The 25,048-nt window shown below is 74.1% G+C and carries 29 protein-coding genes; 24 read left to right on the plus strand and 5 right to left on the minus strand.

Annotated features, from left to right (window positions below):
* Positions 1-51: 51 nt before the first annotated feature.
* The 9 genes from HBO46_RS01310 (at position 52) to HBO46_RS01350 (ending at position 6,849) form a co-directional block, all read left to right on the plus strand.
* Positions 52-447, plus strand: coding sequence for a hypothetical protein (locus tag HBO46_RS01310; protein WP_166135803.1), 396 nt, complete (start codon positions 52-54; stop codon positions 445-447).
* Between the two features lie 132 nt (positions 448-579).
* Entirely contained in the window at positions 580-1,128 is a 549-nt protein-coding gene (locus HBO46_RS01315; RefSeq protein WP_166135806.1) for a hypothetical protein, read from the plus strand.
* A gap of 186 nt (positions 1,129-1,314) precedes the next feature.
* Entirely contained in the window at positions 1,315-2,253 is a 939-nt protein-coding gene (paaA, locus tag HBO46_RS01320) for a 1,2-phenylacetyl-CoA epoxidase subunit PaaA (protein ID WP_166135809.1), read from the plus strand.
* Positions 2,250-2,537, plus strand: coding sequence for a 1,2-phenylacetyl-CoA epoxidase subunit PaaB (gene paaB / locus HBO46_RS01325; RefSeq protein WP_166135812.1), 288 nt, complete (start codon positions 2,250-2,252; stop codon positions 2,535-2,537). The genes paaA and paaB overlap by 4 nt, the downstream gene beginning before the upstream one ends.
* Entirely contained in the window at positions 2,521-3,384 is an 864-nt protein-coding gene (gene paaC, locus HBO46_RS01330) for a 1,2-phenylacetyl-CoA epoxidase subunit PaaC (protein WP_166135815.1), read from the plus strand. The genes paaB and paaC overlap by 17 nt, the downstream gene beginning before the upstream one ends.
* A gap of 5 nt (positions 3,385-3,389) precedes the next feature.
* On the plus strand, positions 3,390-3,893 hold the full coding sequence (gene paaD / locus HBO46_RS01335; RefSeq protein ID WP_166136344.1) for a 1,2-phenylacetyl-CoA epoxidase subunit PaaD: 504 nt from the start codon (positions 3,390-3,392) through the stop codon (positions 3,891-3,893).
* Positions 3,893-4,954: a 1,2-phenylacetyl-CoA epoxidase subunit PaaE gene (paaE, locus tag HBO46_RS01340; RefSeq protein ID WP_166135818.1), complete on the plus strand. Its 1,062-nt coding sequence runs from the start codon at positions 3,893-3,895 to the stop codon at positions 4,952-4,954. Before paaD ends, paaE begins: the two co-directional genes overlap by 1 nt.
* Before the next feature lie 36 nt (positions 4,955-4,990).
* On the plus strand, positions 4,991-5,860 hold the full coding sequence (locus HBO46_RS01345) for a fumarylacetoacetate hydrolase family protein (RefSeq protein ID WP_166135821.1): 870 nt from the start codon (positions 4,991-4,993) through the stop codon (positions 5,858-5,860).
* Between the two features lie 20 nt (positions 5,861-5,880).
* Positions 5,881-6,849 carry an aldo/keto reductase gene (locus tag HBO46_RS01350; protein ID WP_166135824.1) on the plus strand — a complete coding sequence of 323 codons (969 nt, stop codon included), beginning with the start codon at positions 5,881-5,883 and terminating at the stop codon, positions 6,847-6,849.
* Positions 6,850-6,941: 92 nt separating this feature from the next.
* Here the strand turns inward: HBO46_RS01350 and HBO46_RS01355 are convergent, their stop codons facing one another.
* The gene (locus HBO46_RS01355; protein ID WP_166135827.1) at positions 6,942-7,547 is read right to left on the minus strand and encodes a TetR/AcrR family transcriptional regulator; all 606 of its coding nucleotides are present in this window, start codon (positions 7,545-7,547) and stop codon (positions 6,942-6,944) included.
* A 42-nt stretch (positions 7,548-7,589) separates the two neighbouring features.
* Here HBO46_RS01355 and HBO46_RS01360 point away from each other — a divergent pair, with 42 nt between their 5' ends.
* Positions 7,590-8,090, plus strand: coding sequence for a pyridoxamine 5'-phosphate oxidase family protein (locus tag HBO46_RS01360; protein ID WP_166135830.1), 501 nt, complete (start codon positions 7,590-7,592; stop codon positions 8,088-8,090).
* A gap of 57 nt (positions 8,091-8,147) precedes the next feature.
* Positions 8,148-8,618 (plus strand): ribonuclease H family protein, encoded by a 471-nt coding sequence (locus HBO46_RS01365; RefSeq protein ID WP_224769317.1) that lies wholly within the window; start codon positions 8,148-8,150, stop codon positions 8,616-8,618.
* 39 nt (positions 8,619-8,657) lie between these two features.
* Here the strand turns inward: HBO46_RS01365 and HBO46_RS01370 are convergent, their stop codons facing one another.
* Positions 8,658-9,428 (minus strand): CoA-transferase subunit beta, encoded by a 771-nt coding sequence (locus HBO46_RS01370; RefSeq protein WP_166135833.1) that lies wholly within the window; start codon positions 9,426-9,428, stop codon positions 8,658-8,660.
* Positions 9,425-10,315 (minus strand): CoA transferase subunit A, encoded by an 891-nt coding sequence (locus HBO46_RS01375; protein WP_224769318.1) that lies wholly within the window; start codon positions 10,313-10,315, stop codon positions 9,425-9,427. The genes HBO46_RS01370 and HBO46_RS01375 overlap by 4 nt, the downstream gene beginning before the upstream one ends.
* Before the next feature lie 138 nt (positions 10,316-10,453).
* On the opposite strand from HBO46_RS01375, the gene HBO46_RS01380 reads away from it, so the two are divergent.
* Entirely contained in the window at positions 10,454-11,338 is an 885-nt protein-coding gene (locus HBO46_RS01380; protein WP_207949866.1) for an IclR family transcriptional regulator, read from the plus strand.
* A 28-nt stretch (positions 11,339-11,366) separates the two neighbouring features.
* Here the strand turns inward: HBO46_RS01380 and hsaA are convergent, their stop codons facing one another.
* Positions 11,367-12,533, minus strand: a complete 1,167-nt coding sequence (gene hsaA, locus HBO46_RS01385) for a 3-hydroxy-9,10-secoandrosta-1,3,5(10)-triene-9,17-dione monooxygenase oxygenase subunit (RefSeq protein ID WP_166135836.1) — start codon at positions 12,531-12,533, stop codon at positions 11,367-11,369.
* Between the two features lie 179 nt (positions 12,534-12,712).
* Here hsaA and HBO46_RS01390 point away from each other — a divergent pair, with 179 nt between their 5' ends.
* Complete coding sequence (locus HBO46_RS01390; RefSeq protein ID WP_166135839.1) at positions 12,713-13,543, plus strand: hypothetical protein; 831 nt, start codon at positions 12,713-12,715, stop codon at positions 13,541-13,543.
* On the opposite strand, the gene HBO46_RS01395 is transcribed toward HBO46_RS01390, so the two are convergent.
* Entirely contained in the window at positions 13,527-14,111 is a 585-nt protein-coding gene (locus HBO46_RS01395; RefSeq protein WP_166135842.1) for a TetR/AcrR family transcriptional regulator, read from the minus strand. The two genes, HBO46_RS01390 and HBO46_RS01395, sit on opposite strands and share 17 nt — an antisense overlap.
* Positions 14,112-14,339: 228 nt before the next feature.
* On the opposite strand from HBO46_RS01395, the gene HBO46_RS01400 reads away from it, so the two are divergent.
* The 11 genes from HBO46_RS01400 to HBO46_RS01450 all read left to right on the plus strand — a co-directional run bounded on the left by HBO46_RS01400 (position 14,340) and on the right by HBO46_RS01450 (position 25,035).
* Positions 14,340-14,894, plus strand: coding sequence for an FAS1-like dehydratase domain-containing protein (locus HBO46_RS01400; protein ID WP_166135845.1), 555 nt, complete (start codon positions 14,340-14,342; stop codon positions 14,892-14,894).
* Positions 14,891-15,313 carry a Zn-ribbon domain-containing OB-fold protein gene (locus HBO46_RS01405; RefSeq protein WP_166135848.1) on the plus strand — a complete coding sequence of 141 codons (423 nt, stop codon included), beginning with the start codon at positions 14,891-14,893 and terminating at the stop codon, positions 15,311-15,313. The genes HBO46_RS01400 and HBO46_RS01405 overlap by 4 nt, the downstream gene beginning before the upstream one ends.
* Complete coding sequence (locus tag HBO46_RS01410) at positions 15,310-15,735, plus strand: MaoC family dehydratase (RefSeq protein ID WP_166135851.1); 426 nt, start codon at positions 15,310-15,312, stop codon at positions 15,733-15,735. Before HBO46_RS01405 ends, HBO46_RS01410 begins: the two co-directional genes overlap by 4 nt.
* Positions 15,732-16,913, plus strand: coding sequence for a lipid-transfer protein (locus HBO46_RS01415; RefSeq protein WP_166135854.1), 1,182 nt, complete (start codon positions 15,732-15,734; stop codon positions 16,911-16,913). The genes HBO46_RS01410 and HBO46_RS01415 overlap by 4 nt, the downstream gene beginning before the upstream one ends.
* A gap of 24 nt (positions 16,914-16,937) precedes the next feature.
* Positions 16,938-17,771 carry an SDR family NAD(P)-dependent oxidoreductase gene (locus tag HBO46_RS01420; protein WP_166135857.1) on the plus strand — a complete coding sequence of 278 codons (834 nt, stop codon included), beginning with the start codon at positions 16,938-16,940 and terminating at the stop codon, positions 17,769-17,771.
* The gene (locus HBO46_RS01425; RefSeq protein ID WP_166135860.1) at positions 17,768-18,907 is read left to right on the plus strand and encodes a steroid 3-ketoacyl-CoA thiolase; all 1,140 of its coding nucleotides are present in this window, start codon (positions 17,768-17,770) and stop codon (positions 18,905-18,907) included. The genes HBO46_RS01420 and HBO46_RS01425 overlap by 4 nt, the downstream gene beginning before the upstream one ends.
* Positions 18,908-18,947: 40 nt before the next feature.
* Positions 18,948-21,179, plus strand: coding sequence for an acyl-CoA dehydrogenase (locus HBO46_RS01430; protein ID WP_166135863.1), 2,232 nt, complete (start codon positions 18,948-18,950; stop codon positions 21,177-21,179).
* Positions 21,180-21,250: 71 nt separating this feature from the next.
* On the plus strand, positions 21,251-22,474 hold the full coding sequence (locus tag HBO46_RS01435) for an acyl-CoA dehydrogenase family protein (protein ID WP_166135866.1): 1,224 nt from the start codon (positions 21,251-21,253) through the stop codon (positions 22,472-22,474).
* Position 22,475: 1 nt separating this feature from the next.
* Entirely contained in the window at positions 22,476-23,606 is a 1,131-nt protein-coding gene (locus HBO46_RS01440) for an acyl-CoA dehydrogenase family protein (protein ID WP_166135869.1), read from the plus strand.
* Positions 23,603-24,214 carry a PaaI family thioesterase gene (locus HBO46_RS01445; RefSeq protein ID WP_166135872.1) on the plus strand — a complete coding sequence of 204 codons (612 nt, stop codon included), beginning with the start codon at positions 23,603-23,605 and terminating at the stop codon, positions 24,212-24,214. The genes HBO46_RS01440 and HBO46_RS01445 overlap by 4 nt, the downstream gene beginning before the upstream one ends.
* Positions 24,211-25,035 carry an SDR family NAD(P)-dependent oxidoreductase gene (locus HBO46_RS01450; protein WP_166135875.1) on the plus strand — a complete coding sequence of 275 codons (825 nt, stop codon included), beginning with the start codon at positions 24,211-24,213 and terminating at the stop codon, positions 25,033-25,035. Before HBO46_RS01445 ends, HBO46_RS01450 begins: the two co-directional genes overlap by 4 nt.
* Positions 25,036-25,048 lie beyond the last annotated feature (13 nt).

Below are 25,048 nucleotides of genomic sequence, written 5' to 3' on the forward strand. Positions count from 1 at the left end.
CGCCGGGGGGAGGGGGCGGCAGGGCGGCGGGGCGACCCTAGGCTGGTCCCCATGCGCTTCACCGAGCACGAGATGACCGCCGGCCTGACCGCCTGTGCCAAGGCGGTGGTCGGGGCCCAGCGCCGCGGGCGGCGCAAGCGGGAGGACGTCGACCAGGTCTGGGAGAAGATGAGCCGCTTCGAGCGCTTCAGCGTGCTCGACCAGCTCGGCTCGCAGGTGCTCCCGGTGCTCGTAGCGCTGCCGGACGTCGACGTCGAGCCCGGCACCCGTCCGAGCTTCACCGACGCCCAGATCACCGAGGCCGTGGAGGCCCGGCTCGGCGAGGAGGGCGGGCGCCTCAAGCGGGCCGTCGTGCTCAAGGCACGAGTGGAGATGGTGCGGATCGCGCTCGCCGGGATGCCCCCGCGCCAGGACCCCGACGCGCTGATCGTCCCCGACCACCTCTGAGGGTGGACGCTGCCGGAAGTGGAGGAAGGACCGCGCAGACCCTTCCTACTCGCGCGTAGATCGTATACCTTCGGCCCTCACCGCAGGCGACCTGCTGCGGTCCGTCCCGGGCAACAGATCAGGAGTCATTCGATGACCGCTTCCACCTCCACCCGTGCTCGTCTCGCCGCTGCGCTGGCCGCTGGCGCGCTGATGGTCGGTGCCCCCCTCGCGGGCATGGGCACCGCAAACGCCGCCGAGCCGGTCGCGAAGAAGAAGGCCTCGGTCAGCAAGTCGATCGCGTTCAAGTGCAGCCTGCCGGCCTTCGGCGACTTCAACCACAAGGGCAAGGTCACCGTCACCGCGAAGAAGGCGAAGAAGTCCGCCAAGGCGAACATCACCGTCAAGATGGCGCCGATGACGATCGCGGGCATCCCCGACGGGCTCGGCATCAGCACCAAGCTCGAGGCGACCGCGACGCTGAAGCTCGGCGCGAAGACCGCGAAGGCCAAGGGCAGCTCGACCGTCGAGGTGAAGCCCACGCTGGCCGTGCCGACCCTCAAGGGCAAGGCCAACGTCGGCAAGAAGGCGAAGAAGTCGGTCGTCAAGATCACCAAGCTCGACTTCAGCGTGCCGGAGTTCGGCATGTCCGGCTCCTGCACGCCGTCCGGCAAGAACACGATCGGCACCGTCAAGTACTGATCACCTCCAGCAACCGCCTCGCGTGAGCGAGGCCGGTCCGACCTCAGGACGGGGCGGCGACCTGCGGGTCGCCGCCCCGTCGTACGTCCCGGGCCGGCGCGGGGGCCTTGAGGGTGTCGGCGGCACGTGCCACCATGATTACTGACCAACTGGTCAGTTAATGGTGCCGCACACCCGGGAGACGCGATGGGCGCGAGGTTCGAGGAGCTGCTCGAGCGACACGAGCGGGTGGAGCCGCGCGATGAGATGCCGGACGCCTACCGCGCGACGCTGGTGCGCCAGATCGCCCAGCACGCCCACTCCGAGGTGATCGGCATGCAGCCCGAGGGCGCCTGGATCACCCGCGCGCCCACCCTGCGCCGCAAGGCGATCCTGCTGGCCAAGGTGCAGGACGAGGCCGGCCACGGCCTCTACCTGTACGCCGCCGCGGAGACCCTCGGCGTCAGCCGCGCCGAGCTCGGCGCCAAGCTGCTCAGCGGGGCGCAGAAGTACTCCTCGATCTTCAACTACCCCACCCCGTCGTACGCCGACGTCGGCACCATCGGCTGGCTCGTCGACGGCGCGGCGATCTGCAACCAGGTGCCGCTGTGCCGCACGTCCTACGGCCCCTACGGCCGCGCGATGGTGCGCATCTGCAAGGAGGAGTCCTTCCACCAGCGCCAGGGCTTCGAGCTGCTGCTGGCCATGTCGCGCGGCACCGAGGAGCAGCGCGCGATGGTGCAGGAGTCGGTCGACCGGTTCTGGTGGCCGGCGCTGATGATGTTCGGCCCGCCCGACACCGACTCGCCCAACACCGCGCAGTCGATGGCGTGGGGGATCAAGCGCAACACCAACGACGAGCTGCGCCAGAAGTTCGTCGACATGACGGTCCCGCAGGCCGAGGTCCTGGGCGTCACGCTCCCGGACCCCGAGCTGCGCTGGAACCCCGAGCGCGGGGCGCACGACTTCGGCACCCCCGACTGGGAGGAGCTGCGCCGGGTGGTCTCCGGCGACGGACCGTGCAACGCCGAGCGGCTCGCGCACCGTCGCCGCGCCCACGAGGAGGGCGCCTGGGTGCGCGAGGCGGCGACCGCCTTCGCCCGCCGGCGCGCCGAGCAGCCGGCTCCGGAGGAGGTGGCCCGATGAGCACCCCCGAGTGGCCGCTCTACGAGGTCTTCGTCCGGGGCCGCCGCGGCCTCAACCACGTGCACGTCGGCTCGCTGCACGCCGCCGACGACGCGATGGCGCTGCGCCATGCGCGCGACGTCTACACCCGGCGCAGCGAGGGCGTGAGCATCTGGGTGGTCCGCGCCGACGCGGTCACCGCCTCGAGCCCCGACGAGAAGGACCCCTTCTTCGCCCCCAGCGGCGACAAGGTCTATCGCCACCCGACCTTCTACGAGCTGCCCGCCGATGTCCCGCACATCTGAGCCCGAGGAGCAGTCGGTGTACGCCGGGCTGGTCGACGCCACCGGCGCGGACGCCACGCACTGGGCGTTCGGCACCCGCGCGGAGGACCCGCTCGCGGGCCTCGACACCTCCGTGCCGCCCGGGGTGGACGCCGGCGAGCTGGCGCGCGAGTGCGTGGCCCTCGGCGACGACGCGCTCGTGCTGGGCCACCGGCTCTCGGAGTGGTGCAGCCGCGCCCCGGAGCTGGAGGACGACATCGCGCTCGCCAACGTGGCGCTCGACCTGCTCGGCCAGGCCCGGCGGCTGCTCACCCGAGCCGCCGCCGCGGACCCCGGCGTACTCCCGACGCTGCCGGAGGGCGCCCCGGTCGCCCCCGAGGACGCCCTCGCGTTCTTCCGCGGGCCGGGGGAGTTCCGCAGCTCGCGCACGGCGGCGCTGCCCGACCCCGACTTCGCGCACGCGGTGGTCAGGCTCTTCTGGTGGGCCGGCGTGCGGCTCGAGGTGCTCGCCCGGGCCCGCACCCACGCCGACCCGGTGCTGGCCGCGATCGCCGGGGCCGGTGTCTCCGAGGTCGCCTACCACCGGGACTGGGCGGCCTCCTGGGTGCTGACCCTCGCCCAGGGCACCGCGGAGTCGCGCCGGCGCACGGTCGAGGCGGTGGCCGCGCTCGCCCCGTCGTACGCCGAGCTGCTGGCGCGACACCCGGAGGTGCGCGCGCAGGTGGCCGAGGCCGTGGGTGCGCTCTTCGACCGCGCGGAGCTGGCCGTGCCGGGCACCGACGGGGTGGGCGAGCCGCCCGACCGGCTCGCCGAGGTGCTGGGCGAGATGCAGTCGGTCGCCCGGGCGCACCCGCGGGGCCGGTGGTGAGCGCGATGCGCAGCGCCTGGGAGGTCGCCGCCGACGTCGTCGACCCCGAGCTGCCGATGGTGACCCTCGCCGACCTCGGCGTGCTGCGCGAGGTGGTCGAGGACGGTGACGGGACCGACCGCGGCGTGCGCGTCACGCTCACGCCGACCTACTCCGGCTGTCCGGCCACCGCCACCATGCGCGACGACCTCGAGCGCGCCCTGCACGCCGCCGGCTGGGCCCGGGTGGAGGTGCGCCTGGCGCTCGCCCCGCCGTGGAGCACCGACGACATCACCGAGCACGGTCGGGCCGCGCTCGCCGCAGCCGGCGTCTCGCCGCCCGGTCCTGCCGGCGGACGGGCCGGGGGCGCGGTGCCGCTGCTGCTCGCCCCGACCCGGTACGCCGCGCGCTGCCCGCGCTGCGGGTCGGAGCACGTCGACCTGCTGTCCCGCTTCGGGCCGACCGCCTGCACCGCGATCCTGCGCTGCCGCGACTGCGCCGAGCCCTTCGAGCACCTCAAGGAGGTCTGATGGGCTTCCACACCCTGCGGGTCGCGGCGGTCGAGCCGCTGTGCGCGGACGCCGCGGCGATCACCTTCGAGGTGCCGCCCGAGCTGTGCGCGGAGTACGCCTTCGCCGCCGGCCAGTCGGTCACCCTGCGCCGGGAGGTCGACGGCGTCGAGCAGCGGCGCTCGTACTCGCTGTGCGCACCGGTCGGGGCGCCGCCGCGGATCGGCGTGCGCGAGATCGCCGACGGGCTCTTCTCCTCCTGGCTGGTGCGCGAGGTGCGCCCCGGCACCCCGGTGGAGGTGCTCGCGCCGAGCGGTCGCTTCCGCGCCGAGCCGCGGCCCGGCGAGCGGCACCTGTGCGTGGCCGCCGGGTCCGGGATCACGCCGGTGCTCTCGATCGCCGCGACCGTGCTGGAGCAGCCCGGCACCGAGGTGGCGCTGCTCTACGGCAACCGCACCAGCGGGTCGGTGATGTTCGTCGACGAGCTCGCCGACCTCAAGGACCGCTACGGCCCCCGGGTGCAGCTGGTGCACGTGCTGAGCCGCGAGGCCCGCGACGCCGAGCTGCTGACCGGGCGCCTGGACCCAGACCGGCTGCGCCGGCTGCTCACCGAGCTGGTCCCGCTCGACGTCCTCGGGGTCGACCACGTGTGGATCTGCGGCCCGTTCGCGATGGTGCGCGGCGCCCGCGAGGTGCTCGCCGAGCTCGGGGTGCCGCCCGAGCGGGTGCACGTCGAGCTCTTCCACGTCGACGAGGACGACGTGCCGCCGCCGCTCCGGCGCGCGCCGGTGGCGCCGACCGGAGCGACCAGCGAGGTGCGGGTGGTGCTCGACGGGCGCAGCACCGTGGTCACCGCGGCCCGCGACGCCACCGTGCTGGACGCCGCCCAGTCGGCCCGCGCCGACCTGCCGTTCGCCTGCCGCGGCGGCGTCTGCGGCACCTGTCGGGCACGGGTGGTGGAGGGCGAGGTGGAGATGCGCCGCAACCACGCGCTGGAGCCCGACGAGGTGGTGGCCGGGTTCGTGCTCACCTGTCAGGCTGAGCCCGTGTCGGCGACGGTGAGCGTCGACTTCGACGCCTGACCCGGATCCCACGACCACAGCCCTGAGGAGAGAGCCATGCGCCTGGCCAACCTGGAGGGCCGCGCGGTCCTGGTGCTCTCGACCGGTGCTGCGGACGGCACCGGCGCCCGCGGCGTGGACCTGCACGCCGCGTCGGGCGGCCGCTTCGGCCCGGCCCCGGAGACGGTCTTCGAGCACTGGGACGCCGTACGCGCGTGGTACGCCGCGGCGGCCGACGAGCTCGTCGCCGACCTCGACGTCGACCCGGACCGGCTGGGCCCGCCCTCCCCGCGGCCGCTCCAGGCGATGGGGTTGGGGTTCAACTACGCCGAGCACGCCCGCGAGACCGGGTTCGAGGCGCCCACCGAGCTGCCGCCGGTGTTCCCCAAGTTCGCCAGCAGCCTCACCGGGCCGCGCGGCGTCGTCGACCTGCCCGCGGGCGGGAACACCGACTGGGAGGTGGAGGTGGTCGCCGTCATCGGGCGCACCGCGCACCGGATCACCCCCGAGCAGGCCTGGGACCATGTCGCCGGGCTCTGCGTGGGTCAGGACCTCTCCGAGCGGCGGCGCCAGTTCGCCGGCCCGGCCCCGCAGTTCGGGCTGGCCAAGTCCTACCCCGGCTTCAGCCCCACGGGGCCGTGGCTGGTGAGCCCCGACGAGCTCGCCGACCCCGACGACCTCGCCCTCGGCTGCGCGATCGACGGCGAGGTCGTCCAGGACGGGCGCACCAGCCGGCTGCTGTTCTCCGTCCCGCGCGCGGTCGCGGAGCTCTCCCGGGTGCTCACGCTGCTGCCCGGCGACATCGTCTTCACCGGCACCCCGGACGGCGTCGGCGTCGGGCGCGAGCCGCAGCGCTTCCTGCGGTCCGGGGAGACGCTGCGCACCTGGGTCGAGGGCATCGGCGAGATGGTCCACACCCTGCGCTGAGCGGGGCTAGCCTCGCGGGCATGCGCTACGTACGCCTGGGCAGCACCGGTCTCGAGGTCTCCGCGGTCAGCCTCGGCTGCATGAGCTGGGGCGACCCGTCCCAGGGCTGGCACCCGTGGATCCTCGACGAGGACGCCGCCCGCCCGATCGTGCGCGCGGCGTACGAGTCCGGGATCAACGTCTTCGACACCGCCAACGTGTACGCCGCCGGCACCAGCGAGGAGGTGACCGGCCGGCTGCTGAAGGAGATCGCCACGCGCGACGAGGTCGTCATCGCCACCAAGGTGCACGGCGTGATGCGGCCCGGTCCCAACGGCGGCGGCCTCTCGCGGCGCGCGATCATGGCCGAGATCGACCACAGCCTGCGCCGACTGGGCGTCGACCACGTCGACCTCTACCAGATCCACCGCTGGGACCCGCACACGCCGATCGAGGAGACCATGGAGGCCCTCCACGACGTGGTGAAGGCCGGCAAGGCCCGCTACCTCGGCGCCTCCTCGATGTACGCCTGGCAGTTCGCCAAGGCCCAGCACGCCGCCGACCTGCACGGGTGGACCCGCTTCGTCTCGATGCAGGACCACTACAACCTGCTCTACCGCGAGGAGGAGCGGGAGATGCTGCCGTACTGCGCCGACTCCGGGGTGGGAGTGCTGCCGTGGAGCCCGCTGGCCCGCGGCCGCCTCACCCGGCCGTGGGAGGAGACCACCCGCCGCCTGGAGTCCGACACGTGGGGCGCCGACCTCTACCCCGAGTCCGACCGCACCATCGTCGAGGCGGTCGGTGCGGTCGCCGAGCGCCGAGGCGTCTCCCGGGCCCAGGTCGCCCTCGCCTGGCTGCTGCACCAGCCCGTGGTCACCTCCCCGATCGTGGGCGTCACTCGGATGGGCCACCTCACCGATGCGGTCGCCGCGGTCGACCTGGAGCTCTCCGCCGACGAGCTCGCCGAGCTCTCCGCGGGCTACGTCCCGCACGCGGTGGCGGGGCACTGACCGCCGCGCCGCCCGCCCCCACCCGCTTGTAACGCGGGGTTATTGACGCTGCACACGCGGTCTACGACCGCGGAAGCGTCAATAACCCCGCGTTACAGCTCGGGCCCGGCGCCCGCGTGCAGACCGTCGAACACCACCGTGGTGACCGCGTCGGCGAGCGCGTCGGGGGTCAGCTCACCGCCGGGACGGTGCCACTCGACGAGGGAGTTCACGGTGCCGAAGACCAGCCGGCTGACCAGCTCGGGATCGAGGTCGGCGCGCACGGAGCCCTCGGCCGCCGCGGCGCGGACCAGGTCGGCCAGCCGGGCATCCACCTCGCGGCGCCGGCGCAGCGCGTCGAGCTCGACCGGGCTGTTGCCGCGCACCCGGAGCAGCAGCGTCACCGCCGGCTGGTGGGCGACCAGCACGTCGACCGCGCCGCGGACCACCGCGCGCAGCCGCTCGTAGGCCGTGCCCGGGGCGGAGGCGGCGGCGGTGACGAGCGCGTCGAGCTCGTCGAGGGCCTCGTCCAGGGCCTGCGCGAGGAGGTGTTCCTTGCCCGGCACGTGGTGGTAGATCGCGGCCTTGGTGACGCCGAGCGCGGCGGCGAGGTCGCCCATGCTCGTGCCCTCGTAGCCGTGGCGGTTGAACAGGTCGATCGCTGTCTGCAGCACCGCGGCCTGGTCGTGGCCGGGCCGCCCGCGGCGGGGCTGGGTCATGGTCGCAGGATCCCACAGGCGCAACGCGGGTACTGGCGCGCCATGACCGACACCACCGACCCCCAGCAGCGTGTCGCCGACCTGGTTCGCGCCGCGCACCTGTGCATGCTCACGACCCAGACCGACGACGGCCGGCTGGTGAGCCGGCCGATGGCGCTGCAGGAGGCCGAGTTCGACGGCGACCTGTGGTTCTTCACCCACGAGGACTCCAGCGCGGCCACCCAGATCGCGGCGCGGCCGGAGGTGGGCGTCTCCTTCGCTGACCACCGCAACACCGCGTGGACCTCGGTCGCCGGCACCGCGGAGGTGGTGCGCGACCGGTCCCGCATGGAGGAGCTGTGGTCGGCGCCGCTGAAGGTCTGGTTCCCCGACGGGCCGGACACCCCCGGCCTGGTGCTGCTGCGCGTGGCCGCGCACAGCGCCGAGTACTGGGACAGCCCGGCCTCGCGGGTCAAGCGTCTCGTCGGCGCCGCCCGGGCCGCGGTGAGCGGCGACCCCGAGAAGTTCCCCGGCACCAACGAGACCGTCGACCTGGACAAGTGAGGGCACCCGCGGTCCCGGGGTGAGGCCGCCGCGACGGCTGTGCCAAGGTTGCCGGTCGTGCCTCCCCGGACCCGCCGCCCCACTCCGCCCGCCATGCCCGTGCCGCCCGGCGCGCGCGAGGTCTTCACCGACGGCGCCTGCGCCGGCAACCCCGGCCCCGGCGGCTGGGCCTGGGCGGTGGACCAGGCCGTGTGGGCCTCGGGTCGCGAGGCCCCCTCGACCAACCAGCGCATGGAGATCCGCGCCGCCCTCGAGGCGGTGCGCTCCCTGGACGGCCCGCTGCTCATCGTCAGCGACTCGACCTACGTCGTGAACTGCTTCCGCGACGCCTGGTGGCGCGGCTGGCGCACCCGCGGCTGGGTGAACACCGCCCGCAAGCCGGTCGCCAACCGCGACCTGTGGGAGCCGCTGGTCGACGCCGTCGAGGCGCGCGGCGACATCGCGTTCCGCTGGGTCAAGGGCCACTCCGGCGACCGGATGAACGACTTCGTCGACCGGCTCGCGGTGGCGGCGAGCAAGAAGGTCTGACCCCCTCCACGGCACGGGATGACCCGGTCGACGAGTGACTCAGCGCGTCGGCACTTCCCGCTCGCGCAGGCCGCGGGGGTCGAGGACCTCCCGGATCAGCCGCAGCTCCTCGGGGCGGGGAAGCCGGGTGCGGGGCAGCGGGTCGGGCAGCTCGAGCGCGAAGCCGGTCGCCGCGCGCAGCTCCTCGGCCTCGACGCCGGGGTGCACGCTGCGCACCCGCAGGGTGCCGTCCGGCCCGGTGAAGTCGAGGACCGCGAGGTCGGTGACGACCCGGTGCAGGTCGTGGAAGCGGGTCGCGCCGCTGCCGGCCGCCCGCGCCGCCGCGGCCCCGACGCCGCAGACGACGTCGACCCGCTCGACCAGGGCCCGCGGGGAGTGCCGCGGGATCCAGTACGACGTGCGGTGGTTGACGGTGTTGGCCGGCGCCGCGCGGGTGCCGAGGAGCTGGCGGTCGGGACGGTCGAAGTCGCCGATCGCGGAGAGGTTCTGGTTGCCGTGGCGGTCCAGCTGCGGGGCGCCCATCATCACGTGGCGCCGGCCGAAGGTGAGCATGTCGAAGACCCGGGGGTGAGGGAACCAGCCCTCGACCTCCTGCCCCGACTCGCCCAGCGGCGGGTCGTCGGCGACGAAGAGCGAGACCCCGTCGCTGAGCACCAGGTCGGGGTTGACGGTGCGCCGCGCCAGTCGGGCGCCGAGCATCGGGATCAGCCCGATCGGGCTGGCCAGCGTCTCGCCGTCCTCGGCGAAGGCGTCGGCCACGGCGACCGCGCACACCTCCGCGCGGGTCGGGTCGGTGTGCTCCGCGCTCATCGCTGCTCCGTCCAGGTCCGTACGGCGTCCTGGTAGGCCGCCTCGTCGCCGGCGAGGAATCGGTCGCGGAAGGCGGCCCAGTCCTCGTCGCTGCCGCGCGCGGCGCGGGCGTACAGCTGCTGGAACGCCTCGTCGCGGGGGTAGTCGGGGGTGCAGGCGGTGAAGTGCGCGCCGTTCGGCGTCTCCACGACCCCGCTCACCATCAGCCGGTTCAGCAGCATCCGCTGCACCGGCACGCCGTCGCTCAGCTCGGCGGTCGGCACCACGCGCTCGGTGGAGACGTAGGCGCGGTCCGCGGCCAGGCAGAACAGGTCGTCGAAGTACGGGTCCGGCCCGAGGTACGTCGCGTTGCCGTGCGCGTCGGCGCGGTTGAGGTGCACCAGCGCGACGTCCAGACGCAGCGCGGGCATCGCGACCAGGTCGTCGTACGCGCCGTCCGGGCCCGGGTAGGGACTGCGGATCGTGCGGATCTCGGGGTTGTGCACCAGGACGTCGGAGCCGAGGCCGGCACGGGTCGGCAGGAACGGCAGCCGCTGGGCGGCCGCGCGCAGCCCGGTGAGGAACATCTGCTCGTCGAGCTCGACGACCTCGGGGATCGTGCCGCTCTGGCGGGCGCGCTGGAAGCTCGGCTCGAGCGGGACCGAGTCGAGGGAGACGAACGCATAGACGGCGCGGCGGACCTTGCCGGCGCGGGCGAGCAGACCGAGGTCGGCGCCGCCCCAGCTCACCACCGTCAGGTCGCGGAGGTCGGAGCGGAGGATCGCACGCACGAGTGCCATCGGCTTGCGCCGCGGGCCCCATCCGCCGATGCCGATCGTCATCCCGTCGCGCAGCTCGGCGACGACGTCGTCGATCTCCATCCGCTTGTCGCGCGGTCTGGGGTCCACCCGCCTCACCTGCTTCGTTTCGTCCGCGTTAACCTACCTAGCAATTGCTTGGTAGATTAGCATGTGTGCGACGGCTGCGGCCGGGCCTCTCGAGGCCGGGACGTGCCCGCACGGTGGCAACGAGGCGAGGAGGATGTCGTGAGTGTGCTTCGCGCAGAGGCGGCAGATCGGCGTGCGACCGGGCGCCGCGAGGTCCCGCAGTCGATGGTCGAGCGGATGACCACGATCATGGAGGCGTTCACCTCGCCGTCCACGCGGCTGTCGCTCGAGGACGTCGCCCGGGTCACCGGGCTGCCGCGGTCCACCGCGCACCGGATCATGAACCAGCTGGTCGGGCTGAGCTGGATCCAGCACAGCCCCGGCGGGTACTCCCTCGGATCCCGGGCGCTCGGTCTCGGCACCGGAAGCGCGACCTACACCGAGCTGCGCGAGGCGGCGGCCGAGGACCTGCGCGAGCTGCACCTGCAGACCGGCCTCGTCGTCCATCTCGCAGTGCTCGACGGCGCCGACGTCCGCTACCTCGACAAGGTCGGGGGGCGTTACGCCAGCAAGGTGCCGAGCCGGGTGGGCGACCGCCGGCCGGCGCACTGCACGGCGCTCGGCAAGGCGATGCTCGCCACGCTCGCGGCCGAGGACGTCGACGCGCTGCTGGTCGGCGGCCCGCTGCGACGCATGACCCGGCACAGCATCGGCGACGTCGGCACGCTGCACCAGGAGCTCACCCGGGTGCGGGCCCGCAAGGGTGCGGCCATCGACCGCGGTGAGTGCCACCTCGAGGTCGGCTGCGTGGCCGCCGCCATCCCGGGTCCCGAGGGTCCGCTCGGCGCGGTCTCGCTGGTCGGGGACCCCACGGTCAACTTCGAGCGGTTGGTGCCGCTGGTGCTGAGCGTGTCGCGCGGGATCGCCGGCCGGATGGACCGCCGTCGCTCCTCGCGCTCGGCCGCCGACGCTCCGGCGGCAGGCGGCTGGTCCGCCGACACCCTCGACCGGCTGGTCGCCGTCGGCTCCGACGCCTGGCTCTGAGTCCCACGGGCGCGGGCCCGCGCCGGCCTCAGACCAGGTTGTCCTCGACGTCCAGGCCGAAGGCGAACTTGCCGTACATCGCCAGCGCCCGCTCCACGTCGTTGGCGACGTGCACGCTGCCGGCGTGGGCGTCGCGCCAGGCGCGCTCGATGCGGTTGCCGCGGCGCAGGGAGGCGCCGCCGGCGGTCTTGAAGAGGATGTCGACGGCGCTGATCGCCCGCTCGGTGGCGCGCACCTGATCGCGGCGGGCGCGGAAGCGCATGTGCATGGGGATCTCGGCGCCGGCGACGGTCTCGGCGTACATCTCGCGCACGTTGCGCTCGAGCTGGAGGATCGCGGCGTCGATCTCCGAGGCGGCGCGGGCCACGGCGACCTGGGCGTGGGCGTCCTCGGTGAAGCGGCCGCCGCCGAGGCTGAGGCGCATCCGGTCGCGCATCGCGGCCAGGTAGGCCTCGAAGGCCCCCTCCACGACGCCGACGAGCGGGGTCGTGATGGCGGTGGTGAAGATGGTGCCGAACGGCATCCGGTACAGCGGGCCGGGGTTGACCGCGAGGCCGGGGGAGCGCAGGTGCGCGACGTCGTAGTTGCGCAGCAGCCGGTGGGCGGGCACGAACACGTCCTTGACCACGATGTCGTTGCTGCCGGTGCCGGAGAGGCCGACGGCGTCCCAGACGTCGAGGATCTCGGCGTCCTCGCGCGCGACCAGCACGGTGAGGAAGTCCACCGGCCGCCCGTCGGTGCCGACCACGAGCCCGCCGAGGGTCAGCCAGGAGGCGTGGTCGGCCCCGGAGGCGAAGCTCCACCGGCCGGTGAGGCGGAAGCCGCCGTCCGTGGGGACCAGGCGCCCGACCGGGGCGTAGGAGGAGGCGATCAGCGTGTCGGGGTCGTTCCCCCAGACCTCGTCCTGGGCCTCGCGGGGGAACAGCGCGACCTGCCACGGGTGGCACCCGACGACCGCGCTGACCCACCCGGTGGAGCCGCAGGCGGTGGAGATCGTGCGGACCACGTGGAAGAAGTCCGAGGGGTCGGACTCCAGGCCGCCGTAGCGCCGCGGCCGGAGCATCCCGAAGACGCCGGCCGCGCTGAGGTCGGCCATCGTCTCGGCGCTGATCCGCCGGTCGGCCTCGGCCTGGTCGGCGCGCTCGGCCAGCGTCGGCAGGAGGTCGGTGACCGCCTTCAAGACCTCGATGCTCATGGTGCCCCTCTCCCCCTGGTGCTGGAAAGAGAATCTCACGGCGCACGGGTCGAAGCGGCGCGGAGGTCCACGCTCGGACGGGTGGTCCCGCTGAGTCGAACGCGCCCCCGAGCGGCGACCCCGCCCGACATCATCGCGGTGTCCGGCCCGCCCGCCCCGCCGCATCCCAGGAGGCCCTCGTGTCCCGAGGCTCGCACGCCCTGTCGCGCTGCACCCGCGTGTTCTTCTCCTTCCCCGAGGTCACCGACCCGGCGCGGCACCGCGACTACAACGCCTGGCACCAGCTCGACCACCGACCGGAGAACCTCGCGCTACCGGGCGTGCTGCACGGCGACCGGTGGGTGCGCTCGCCGGAGTGCCGCGGCGCCTCGGCCATCGACGACGACCCGGTCCTCTCGCCCGCGCAGTACGTCGCGATGTACTGGTTCGCCGAGCCGGCGGGCGCCAGCATCGAGGAGTGGAGCGAGCTGGGGCAGACCACCCTCGAGCAGGGCCGGCGCCCGGAGCTGGAGTGGACGCGTCGCCGCGTCAACGGGTTCTTCCGCCCCCTCGGCGGCCGGGTGGCGCCCGGGGTGGCGATCTCGCCCGAGGCGCTGCCGCACCGCCCCCACCGCGGCGTCGTCCTGGAGGTGCTGCGCGCGGACGAGCCGAGCGGCGCCGCCGCCGAGGCCGGCTTCGGCGTGCTGCACCGCGAGCACCTGCCGGCGGTCCTGGCGGTGCCGGGGGTCCTGGGCACCTGGAGCTTCGCCAGCCGCGACGTCACGCTGCGCGGCGACGGTGGCGACGGTGGTGACGGGGACGTCCGGCGCGACACCACCCGGGGCGCCTACACGGTCGGCCTGCACTGGTGCGAGGCCGACCCGGTGGAGGTCGCCGCGACCCTGCCGCCCCCGGTCGCGGTGCCCGGCCTGCGCACGGTGCTGCGGACCCCGCTGCGCACGGTCGTCGCGGGCGAGTGGTCCTGGTTCGACGCGGACCGCGCGGGAACGGCGGTCAGTCCCGGGGCGTGAACCCCTCGAGAAAGACCGCGGCGAGCAGGTCGCCGAGCTCCGCGCTGCTGTGTGAGCCCCGGGTCGGCCAGTGCATGGAGGCCCACAGGGCGTCACGCAGCGAGCGGTAGACGATCTCGACCGGGATGTCGGCGCGGAAGGTGCCGTCCTCGACCCCGGCGAGCAGGGCCGCCATCCAGTGCTCGCGGATCAGCCGCGACTGCGCCTCGACCTCGGCGATCAGGTCGTGGTCGCGCAGGTAGGCGCGGTCGTTCTGGTAGATCGCGGTCGCGTGCGGGTGGGTGTCGATGACGCGCAGTGTCGCGTGGATCATCCCGCGCACCGTGTCGGCGGGGGAGTCCCCGCGGGCCACCACCTCGCGGAAGCCCGCGTGGATGTCGCTCATGAACTCGCCGAGGACCTCGCTGAGGATCGCGTCCTTCGAGGGGAAGTAGTGGTAGAGGCTGCCCGACAGCACGCCGGCGGCCTCGCCGATGTCGCGCACCGTGGTCGCTGCGACGCCGTGGGTGGCGAAGAGCGCGGCGGAGACGTCCCTGATCCTGGTCCGACGGTCCGATCCCTTGCTCATCGTGGTCCTTCCGCGGGCGGGTGGGTCGTGCAGCGAGGGTGGCGGCTGCGCCGCCGCGACGCGCGGCGCCTTCCGGTGGGTGGGAGGCGGTCTGGACCCCGCCCGGCTGGTGGGCGAGGGTTCGGCACGGGCGTTCCCGCGGAGCATCGCGACCAGTGGGATCGGCCGGCGACGGCCGCCGCCGACGAGTGCTACGGTGCAAAACCAAGCGCTTGCTACGGAGGTGTGATGAAGGAGCTCGAGGCACAGTTCGAGCAGTTCGTCGGTCAGGTTGCCGAGCCGCCGCGCGTTGCCCGCTACGCGGTCAACGAGGCGATGATCCGCAACTGGGTCGAGGCCCACGACGATCTCAACCCCGTCTACGTCGACGCCGACGCGGCGCGTGAGACCGGTCGCAGCGGGGTGATCTGCCCGCCGGCCATGGTCAGCACCTGGGTCATGCAGGGCTACCGCCGCTGGCGCGCCGTCCAGCGCCAGCAGGCCGACGGCGTCGTGGAGGACCACGCGTACTTCCGGCTGCTCGCGCTGCTGGCCGAGCACGGCTTCACCTCGGTCGTGGCGACCAGCCAGGAGCAGGAGTACGTGCGCGAGCTGCAGCCCGGCGACCACGTCACCTGCCACTTCACCATCGAGTCCATCTCGCCGGTGAAGCGCACCGGCCTCGGGCTGGGCTGCTTCATCACGCTGAACAAGCGCTACGTGGACCAGCACGGCGACCTGCTCGTCGACGAGCGGTTCGTGATGCTCCGATTCGACCCGAGCACCCAGGAGAAGGTGGCATGAGCGACGCCCCCCGCACGTCCGTCCCCGGGCTGACCGTCACCCAGGACAACGAGTTCTTCTTCCGCGCCGCTCGCGAGGGGCGTCTGGAGATCCAGCGCTGCACCTCCTGCGAGACGCTGCGCCACCCCCCGGCCCCGGCCTGCCCGTCGTGCCGCTCCTTCGAGTGGGACACCGTGGAGTCCAGCCGGCGCTGCACCCTGCACAGCTGGACGGTGATCCACCACCCCCAGGACCCGGCGTTCACCTACCCGCTCGCGGTCGGCCTCGTCGACCTCGAGGAGGGCACCCGCCTGGTCGCCGACATCAGCGGCGTCGACCACGACGACCTCAAGACCGGCATGGAGCTGGAGGTCGGCTTCTCCGAGCACGCCCACGGCGAGGTGCTGCCGCAGCTGCGACCGGCCGGAGGTCAGGCATGAGCATCGAGACCCTCGACCTCCGCGGCCGCTCGGTCGGCGACACGCTGCCCGAGCTCGCCATCCCGCTGGACCGTACGACGATCGTCGCGGCCGCCGTCGCCTCGCAGGACTTCGAGGACGTCCACCACGACCCGACGAAGGCCAACGAGCGCGGCACGCCCGACATCTTCATGTCGATCAACTCCACCAACGGGTTCCTGGACCGCTACGTCACCGACGTGTTCGGCCCGGCGACCCGGTTCAAGAAGGTCGCGCTGCGCCTCGGCGTACCGAACTTCCCGGGGGACACCATGACCTTCTCCGGTGAGGTCACCGAGGTCGCCGGCGACGACGTCACGCTCAAGGTCGTCGGCCGCAACTCCCGCGGCGCGCACGTCACCGCGACCGTCACGATCACCCCGAGCCAGGAGGCTGCGAAGTGAGCAAGGGTTTCTCCGGCGGCGCCGCGATCGTCGGCATCGGCGCGACCGAGTTCTCCAAGAACTCCGGGCGCAGCGAGTGGCAGCTGGCCTGCGAGTCGGTGCTCGCCGCCCTCGAGGACGCCCAGATCGGCGTCGAGGAGGTGGACGGCTTCGCGCTGTTCACCATGGAGACCAACCCCGAGATCGCCGTCGCCCGCGCGCTCGGCATCCCGGAGCTGAAGTTCTTCAGCCGGATCCCGCACGGCGGCGGCGGCGCGTGCGCGCCGGTGCAGCAGGCGGCCCTCGCGGTCACCTCCGGCGTCGCGGACGTGGTGGTCGTCTACCGCGCCTTCAACGAGCGCTCGGGCCACCGCTTCGGCGCCGGCCCGCCGCCGTTCGCCTACAACCAGAACACCGACCAGGAGTACCGCAACTGGATCAACCCCTACGGGCTGCTCACGCCGGCCCAGCAGGAGGCGTTCCTGGCGCGCACCTACATGGAGCGCTACGGCGCGACCAGCGCGGACTTCGGCGCGATCTCGGTGCTCTCGCGCAAGCACGCGGCGAACAATCCCAAGGCGTGGTTCCACGGTCGTCCGATCACGATCGAGGAGCACCAGGCCTCCCGGATGATCGCGGACCCGCTGCGCCTGCTCGACTGCTGCCAGGAGAGCGACGGCGGCCAGGCGCTGGTCATCGTGAGCGCCGAGCGCGGCCGCGACCTCCCGCACCCGCCGGCGCTGATCACCGGCGCCGCGCAGGGCGTCGGCCCGCAGCAGATCTCGATGAGCAGCTACTACCGCGAGGACATCGACGCGATGCCCGAGGTCGAGCTCGTCGCCCGCCAGCTGTGGAGCCAGGCCGGCATCGGTCCTGACGACATCGACGCGGCGATCCTCTACGACGCCTTCACCCCGATGGTGCTGCTCCAGCTCGAGGAGTACGGCTTCTGCGGCCGCGGCGAGGCGCGCCACTTCATCGCCGACGGCAACCTCGAGCTCGACGGCCGGCTGCCGATCAACACCCACGGCGGCCAGCTCGGCGAGGGCTACATCCACGGCGTCAACGGCATCGCCGAGGGCGTCCGGCTGATCCGCGGGACCTCGGTGAACCAGCCCGCCAAGACCCTCGACAACGTGCTGGTCACCGGCGGCTCGCCGGTGCCGCACAGCGCGATCGTCCTGGCGACCGACCGCTGAGGTCCATGATCCGGAGGAGCTGAGATGAGGCGGTTCGAGGGGCGCCGCGCCCTGGTGACCGGCGCCAGCCGGGGCATCGGGGCCGGCATCGCCGAGCGGCTCGCCGCCGAGGGTGCCGATGTCGTGCTCGTGGCCCGCACCCTCGAGCCCGACTCGCACCCGCTCGGCGGCAGCCTGCGCGAGACCGCGCAGCGTCTGGCGCGCTACGGCACCCGGGTCGAGACGCTCACCGCCGACCTCAGCGACGAGGAGAGCCGCTCGCGGATCGTGCCGCGGGCCGTCGAGCTGCTCGGCGGCCCCGTCGACGTACTGGTCAACAACGCCGCGGCGGCGATCTACCAGCCGCTCGTGGACTACCCGCTGCGGCGGCGTCGGCTGGTCTTCGAGGTCAACGTGCACGCCCCGCTCGACCTCGCCCAGGCGGTGCTGCCGGGCATGCGCGAGGCCGGGGCGGGCTGGATCGTCAACCTCTCCAGCGCGACCACCCGGCACGCGCCGGGGCCGCCGTTCGAGCTGGTCGAGCCCGGCACCGCGATGGCGGTGTACGGCGCGTCCAAGGCTGCGCTCGACCGGATCACCCACGGGCTCGGCGCCGAGCTGCACGGCACCGGCATCCGGGTGAACACGGTCCAGCCGGCCGCCGCGGTGCTCAGCGAGGGCGCCGCCCGGCTGGTCGGGGACACCATCCGGCCCGACCAGGTCGAGTCGCTGGAGGAGATGGTCGAGGGCGCCGTGGCGCTGTGCGCCTGCCCCGAGGACGTCACCGGGCAGGTGACGGTCAGCCTCGAGCTGATCCGCGACTGGGGGCTGACGGTGCACGGGCTGGACGCCCGTCCGCTCGCCGGAGCCGGCGCATGACCCCGGTGATCGTGGACGCGGCTCGTACGCCGTTCGGCAGACGCGGTGGCTGGCTGGACTCCGTCCACGCGGCCGAGCTCCTCGGGCACGCCCAGCGAGGCGTGCTCGAGCGCACCGGCGTGGACCCGCGGCTCGTCGAGCAGGTCGTCGGCGGCTGCGTGACGCCGCTGGCCGAGCAGTTCGGCAACGTCACCCGCACCGCCTGGCTGCACGCCGGGCTGCCCTGGCAGACCGGGGCCACCACCATCGACGCCCAGTGCGGCACCGCCGCCCAGGCCACGCTGCTGCTCGCCGGCCAGATCGCGATGGGCGCGGTCGACGTCGGCATCGCCTGCGGCGTCGAGCTGATGTCGCACGTCCCGCTGACCTACAAGGTCGGCGCCGGGCTCGGGACCCCGCGCCCCGCCGGCTGGTCCATCGACAGCCCCGACCAGTACACCGGCGCCGACCGGATCGCCGTCCACCGCGGGCTGGGCCGCGCCGACCTCGACGCCTACGGCCTGCGCTCCCAGCAGCGCGCCGCGGCCGCCTGGGACGCCGGCCTGTTCGACGCCCAGATCATCCCGGTCACCGTCCTCGACGCCGACGGTCGCGAGCGGGTCGTCACCCGCGACCAGGGCCTGCGCGAGACCAGCCTGGAGGCCCTCGCCCGGCTGCGGCCGGTGAAGGAGGGCGGCCTGCACACCGCCGGCACCTCCTCGCAGGTCTCCGACGGGGCGAGCGCCGCGGTGCTCATGTCGGCCGAGCGGGCGCACGCCCTCGGCCACCGCCCGCGCGCCCGGATCCTGTCCCAGGCCGTGGTCGGCGGCGACACGACGTACCTGCTCGACGGCCTGATCGCCGCCGCGGAGCGGGTGCTGGCCCGCACCGGCCTGCGGATGGCCGACATCGACCATCTCGAGGTCAACGAGGCCTTCGCCTCGGTGCCGATGTCCTTCGCCCGGGTGCACGGCGTGGACGAGGCCCTGCTCAACCCCCTCGGTGGCGCGATCGCGCTCGGTCACCCGGCCGGCGCCACCGGCATCCGGCTGATCGCGACCGCGATCGAGGAGCTGGAGCGTCGCGACAAGCAGCTGGCGATGGTCGCCATCTGCGCCGCGGCCGCCACCACCTGCCTGCTGCTCGAACGGCTCTGAACCTCCCCACACCCCCGTCACCTCGACCCAGGAAGGCGCCATGCCTCTCGCTCTCTCCACGGAGCACCGCGACCTCGCGACGTCCGTGGCCGCGTGGAGCCGCCGCGCTGCTCCGATGGAGTCGACGCGTGGGCAGCTCGACGGGCTCGCCGCCGGCGAGCGTCCTGCGTCCTGGCCGGCGCTGCTCCAGCAGGGCCTGCACGCCCTCCACCTCCCCGAGCAGTACGGCGGGGCGGGCGTCGGCCTCGCGGAGCTCGCGGTCGTGGCCGAGCAGCTGGGCGCCGGGCTCCACCCCGGGCCGTTCCTGCCCACCGTGACGGCCAGTGCGGTGCTGGCCGGGGCGACGCCGCAGGGCGCCGTGCCGGCGCTGCTGGGCGACCTCGCCGACGGCGCCACGGCCGCGCTCGTGGGCACCCCCGGCCTCCGGGCGCGTCCGGGAGCCGACGGCGGCTGGGTGCTCGACGGCACCAGCGAGCCGGCGCTCGGTGTGCCCGGCGCCGACCTGCTGGTGGTGCGCGCCGGGCTCGAGGACGGCACGCCCGCGTGGTTCGCCGTACGGCCCGGGCCGAGCGCGGTCAGCCACGCCGCCGAGCCCACCGACCTCACCCGCTCCGTGGGGCGGCTGGAGCTGAACGGCCACCGGGCCGCGGCCGAGGACCGGCTCGCCGGCATTGGCCCGGAGTGGGTCGACCTCGTGGTGGCCACGCTGCTCGCGGCCGAGGCGTCCGGTGTCGCGCGCTGGTGCCTGGAGACCGCGGTCGACCACGTCCGCACCCGCAAGCAGTTCGACCGCCCGATCGGCAGCTTCCAGGCCGTCCAGCACAAGGCCGCGATGATGCTCGTGCGCGCGGAGCTCGTCTGTGCCGCGGCGTGGGACGCCGCCCGCGCGGAGCACCAGGACCCCGCCCAGCAGCGGCTGGTCGCCGCGCAGGTCGGCGCGAGCGCCCTCCCGGCGGTGGTGGACACCGCCGTCGAGTGCATCTCCCTGCTCGGCGGCATCGGCTTCACCTGGGAGCACGACGCGCACCTCTACTGGCGCCGCGCGGTGAGCCTCGCCTCCGCGGGTGGCGACCAGGGCCGCTGGGAGTCGGCGCTCGGCGCCACGGCGCTCGAGGCCCGGCGCGACTTCTCCTTCGTCGACGCCGACGCGTGGCCCGAGGTGCGGGCGGAGGTCGCCGAGGTGCTGGCCGAGGTCGCGGCGCTGCCCGACGACGGGCTGGTCGCCCAGGGGTGGGTGCCCGCGCGCGGCGGTGCGCGGCAGCGCCGGCTCGCCGAGGCGGGCCTCGTCGCACCGCACTACCCGCGACCCTGGGGCCGCGACGCCGGCGCCGAGGAGCAGGCGGTGATCGCCGATGAGTTCGCCCGCGCCGGGCTGGCCGTCCCGTCGACGGTGATCGGGGAGTGGGTGCTGCCCACGCTGCTGGTGCACGGCACCACCGCCCAGCAGGAGCGCTTCGTCGACCCCACGCTGCGCGGGGAGATCTTCTGGTGCCAGCTGTTCAGCGAGCCCGGGGCCGGGTCGGACCTGGCCGGGCTCTCCACCCGCGCCCGCAAGGTCGAGGGAGGCTGGGTGCTGAACGGCCAGAAGGTCTGGAACTCGATGGCCCACGAGGCCGACTGGGGCGTGTGCCTGGCCCGCACCGATCCCGACGTGGCCAAGCACGAGGGGATCTCCTACTTCCTCCTCGACATGCGCGCCGCCGGCATCGACGTCCGGCCGCTGCGTCAGGCGACCGGGATGGCGGAGTTCAACGAGGTGTTCCTCGACGACGTCTTCGTCCCCGACGAGTGCCTGGTGGCTGCGCCCGGCGACGGTTGGCGCCTCGCCGTGACCACCCTGGCCAACGAGCGGCTGAGCATGGGCGCCCACCTCAGCCACGGCTCCAGCGACCGGGTCCGCGAGGTCCTCGCCGACCCGACGCACCCGGTGCCCCGCGCGGAGGTGGTGCGCGTGCTCGGACGCTGCGTCGGGCGCGAGATGGCGCTGGCCGCGCTCAACCTGCGCAGCGTGCTGGCCCGGCTCAGCCGCCTCGAGCTGGGTGCCGAGATCAGCGTGCAGAAGGTCTTCAACGCGATCGCCCAGCGCGACAACTCCCGCGACCTGCTCGCGGTGCTCGGCCCGCGCGGCCTGGTCGCGGTGGCCCCCACCGACCACCGCAGCACCGATCCGGTGATCGACCATCTCGGCCTCCCGTCGGTGCTCTTCGGCGGCGGCACGATCGAGATCCAGCTCAACGTCATCGCCCGGCGGGTGCTGCGCCTGCCGCGCTGAGCGCGGCGTACCGGCCCCGCACCCTGCCACCCCACCCGCACACCCGTTGGCCCACGAGAGGTGGCGCACCCATGCACCCTGATCTGTCCGAGAGGTCCCAGCGGCTCCGCGCCGAGCTGCGGGCCTACTTCGCCGCGCTGATCACCGAGGAGGACCGTCGCGACCTGGTGCACCAGACCGAGGGCGGCCCGACCTTCGAGCGGCTCTACCGCCAGATGGGCGCGGACGGCTGGCTCGGCCTGGGCTGGCCCGAGGAGTTCGGCGGGCGCGGGGAGGACCCCGAGGCGCTCTACGTGTTCTACGACGAGGTCATCCGCGCCAACGCGCCGCTGTCGCTGGTCACCCTCAACACCGTCGCCCCGGCGCTGATGAAGGCCGGCACCCAGGAGCAGAAGGACTACTTCCTGCCCCGCATCCTGCGCGGTGAGCTGATGTTCGCGATCGGCTACACCGAGCCCGGCGCCGGCACCGACCTCGCCTCGCTGCAGACCCGGGCGCGCGTCGAGGGCGAGGAGCTGGTGATCAACGGCAACAAGATCTTCACCAGCGCCGGCGTCTTCGCCGACTGGGTCTGGCTCGCCGTGCGCACCGACCCGGACGCGCCGCGGCACCGCGGCATCTCGGTGGTGCTCGTGCCGACCAGCGACCCCGGCTTCTCCGCCACCGAGATCCACACGGTCGGCGGGATCAGCACCTCGGCGACGTACTACGAGGACGTCCGGGTGCCGATCGGCAACCTGGTCGGCGGCCTGAACGAGGGGTGGGGGCTGATCACCCACCAGCTCAACCACGAGCGGGTGGCCCTCGCCGCGCGCGGCGGCATCGCCAACGAGCTGTACGACGAGGTGCTGCGCTGGACGCTCAGCGAGCGGGTCGGCGAGCACCGGATCTACGACGTGCCGTGGGTGCGCAGCACCCTGGCGGAGGTCTACGCCCTCCTCAGCGCCGCCGACCTCGTCAACCTGCGCCTGGTCGCCGACGTCGCCGCCAACACCCTCGGCGGCGGCGAGTCCGCGGCCGCCAAGGTGTTCGGCACCGAGGCCGTCGTCACCGCCTACGGCCAGCTCCAGCAGGTGCTCGGCGCCACCGGTCTGCTGCGCCCGGGCACTCCCGGCGCCGCCCTCGAGGGCCGGGTCGAGAACCTGGGGCGCCGGGCCCAGAACAACACCTTCGGCGGCGGCACCAACGAGGTGATGCGGGAGATCGTCGCCGCGAAGACCCTCGGGATGCCGATCGGCGCGCGGCGTGCCGCCCCGCCGGTGCAGCCGGCGGCCACCCAGAACGCGAGGAGCTGACATGGAGTTCGACCTGACCGGTGACCACGTCGAGGTCCGCGACCTCGCCGCGACGATCTTCACCGACCTCGCGAGCACCGAGCGGGTGGCCCAGGTGGAGGCCGACGAGGACTCCTTCGACGCGCGCCTCTGGGGCACCCTCGCGGACTCCGGGATGCTCGGCATCGCGGTGCCCGAGCACGCCGGCGGCGCCGGCCTCGGGATGCTCGGCCTGGTCGCGCTGCTGGAGCAGCAGGGCCGCCGGGTCGCCCCGGTGCCGCTCTGGTCGGTCGTCGCGGGCGCCGCACTGCCGATCGCAGAGTTCGCCTCGCCCGAGCAGGCCGGGCGCTGGCTGCCCGGACTGCTCGACGGCAGCGCCCTGGTCACCGGGGCCTTCGACGCGCCGCCCGGGCGTCGCACCGCGCTGAGCGGGGCCCGCACCGGTGACACGATCACCGTCACCGGCGGGCTCGCCCAGGTGCCGGCCGCCGGCCGCGCCGCCGCCCTGGTGGTGCCCGTCGAGCTCGCGGACGGCGAGATCGTGCTCGCCGTGGTGCCCACCGACCGCCCCGGTGTAGTGGTGACCCCGGTGGCGCCGACCAGCCGTGAGAACGCGGCCGCCGTCGCGTTCGAGGACGTCGTGCTGGGCCCCGACGACGTACTGGCCGGCGACGGCGACGCCCAGCTGGAGTGGGTGCGCAACCGGCTCCGGGTCGCGCTCGCTGCGCTCCAGCTCGGGGTCTGCGCCGAGGCCGTGCGCCTCACCGCGGCGTACACCAGCGAGCGGGTGCAGTTCGGGCGCCCGCTGTCGACCAACCAGGCGGTGGCGCTGCGCGCCGCCGACGCCCACCTCGACACCGAGGCCATCCGGGTGACCGCCCTTCGTGCCGCCTGGCTGCTGGACCGCGGCGAGGAGGCCGCCGCGGGACCGGCGTCGCTGATCGCGAAGTGGTGGGCCTCGCAGGGCGGGCTGCGGGTCGTGCACGCCACCCAGCACCTGCACGGCGGCATCGGCGCCGACGTCGACTACCCGATCCACCGCTACTTCCTGTGGGGGCGCCAGCTCGCGTTCTCCCTCGGCAGCGCGGCCGCCGTGGCCGCCGAGCTCGGCGGTCGGCTCGAGGACGCCCCGGCGATCGGGGCCCCGGCATGACGACCGTGTACGAGACCACCGAGGTCGAGCAGGAGACCGTGGCCCTGGTCGCGGCGACCCGGGAGCTGATGCTGGCGGTCGCCACGACCGACCTCGGCGTCGAGGAGCTCCGCGCCGCCCGTGCCGAGATCGAGCAGCTCAGCGCCCGGCTGGGCACCCGCACCCGGGACCGGGTGCTCCGGGCGCCGCTGGACGGGCCGGCCCGGGCCCGCAGCGCCGGGCCCGACCAGCCGTGGCCGATCTTCCGGTTCAGCCCGCAGGCACTGCCGCTGGAGATCACCTTCGGCGAGGGCACCGCGCACGCGCGCACCGTCGGCGACGCGCTCTACGAGGGGCCGCGCGACTCGGTGCACGGCGGCTACCTCGCGCACCTGCTCGACTGCATGCTCGGCACGATGGTGCAGGCGCAGGGGCTGCTCGCGGTCACCGCCACGCTGGACCTGCGCTACCTGCGCCGTACGCCGCTCGACGTACCCCTGGACCTGCACGCGCGGATCATCGAGCGCACCGGTCGCCGGATCCACGCCGAGGGCTGGGTCGAGCACGAGGGCCAGCGGACCGTCGAGGCCACCGGCCTGTTCATCGAGATCGCGGGAGGCACGTCATGAGCTATCAGCTGAGTGGGCTGGAGGGCCGGGTCGCGGTCGTCACCGGGGCCGGACGGATGCGCTCGATCGGCCGCGCGATCGCCGTCGAACTGGCGCGGGCCGGGTGCGACGTGGTCGTCACCGGCACCGGCCGGGGTCTGGAGAACCGCCCCGCCGACGAGGTGGCCGCCGACTGGCGCGACATCGACTCGGTCGCCGAGGAGGTCCGGACCCTGGGGCGGCGGGCGCTGCCGGTGGTCTGCGACGTCTCCGACGAGGCCTCGGTCGACTCGCTGCTGGCCCGGGTGGTGGCCGAGCTCGGCCGCGTCGACGTGGTCGTCAACAACGCCGCCGCGTCCCGGGGTGCGGACCGGCTGCCCGTGCTCGAGGTGCCGGTCGAGGCCTGGGACCGGGTGGTCTCGGTGAACCTGCGCGGCACCTTCCTGATGACCCGCGCCTTCGGCCGGCGTCTGGTCGAGCAGGGCGAGGGCGGCAGCATCATCAACATCTCCTCGATCGGCGGCAAGCTCGGCGGCCCGGGCACCGCGGCGTACAGCGCCTCGAAGGCGGGGGTGCAGTCGCTGACCTCCTCCTCGGCCAAGGAGCTCGGGCGCCACCGGATCCGGGTCAACGCGATCTGCCCGGGGGTCACCGAGACCGGCCGCCTCGACGACCAGAGCCCGGAGGCCTGGCAGGCCTACGTCGCGGCCAACCTGCCGCTCGGTCGCGCCGGCACCCCTCAGGAGGTCGCGGCCACGGCGGTCTTCCTCGCCAGCGACCAGGCCGCCTGGGTCACCGGCCAGTCCTGGAACGTCGACGGCGGCCAGCTCACCGTCCGCTGACCCCCCGCCGATT

The sequence above is a fragment of the Nocardioides ochotonae genome, assembly GCF_011420305.2.
GTDB classification, from domain to species: domain Bacteria; phylum Actinomycetota; class Actinomycetes; order Propionibacteriales; family Nocardioidaceae; genus Nocardioides; species Nocardioides ochotonae.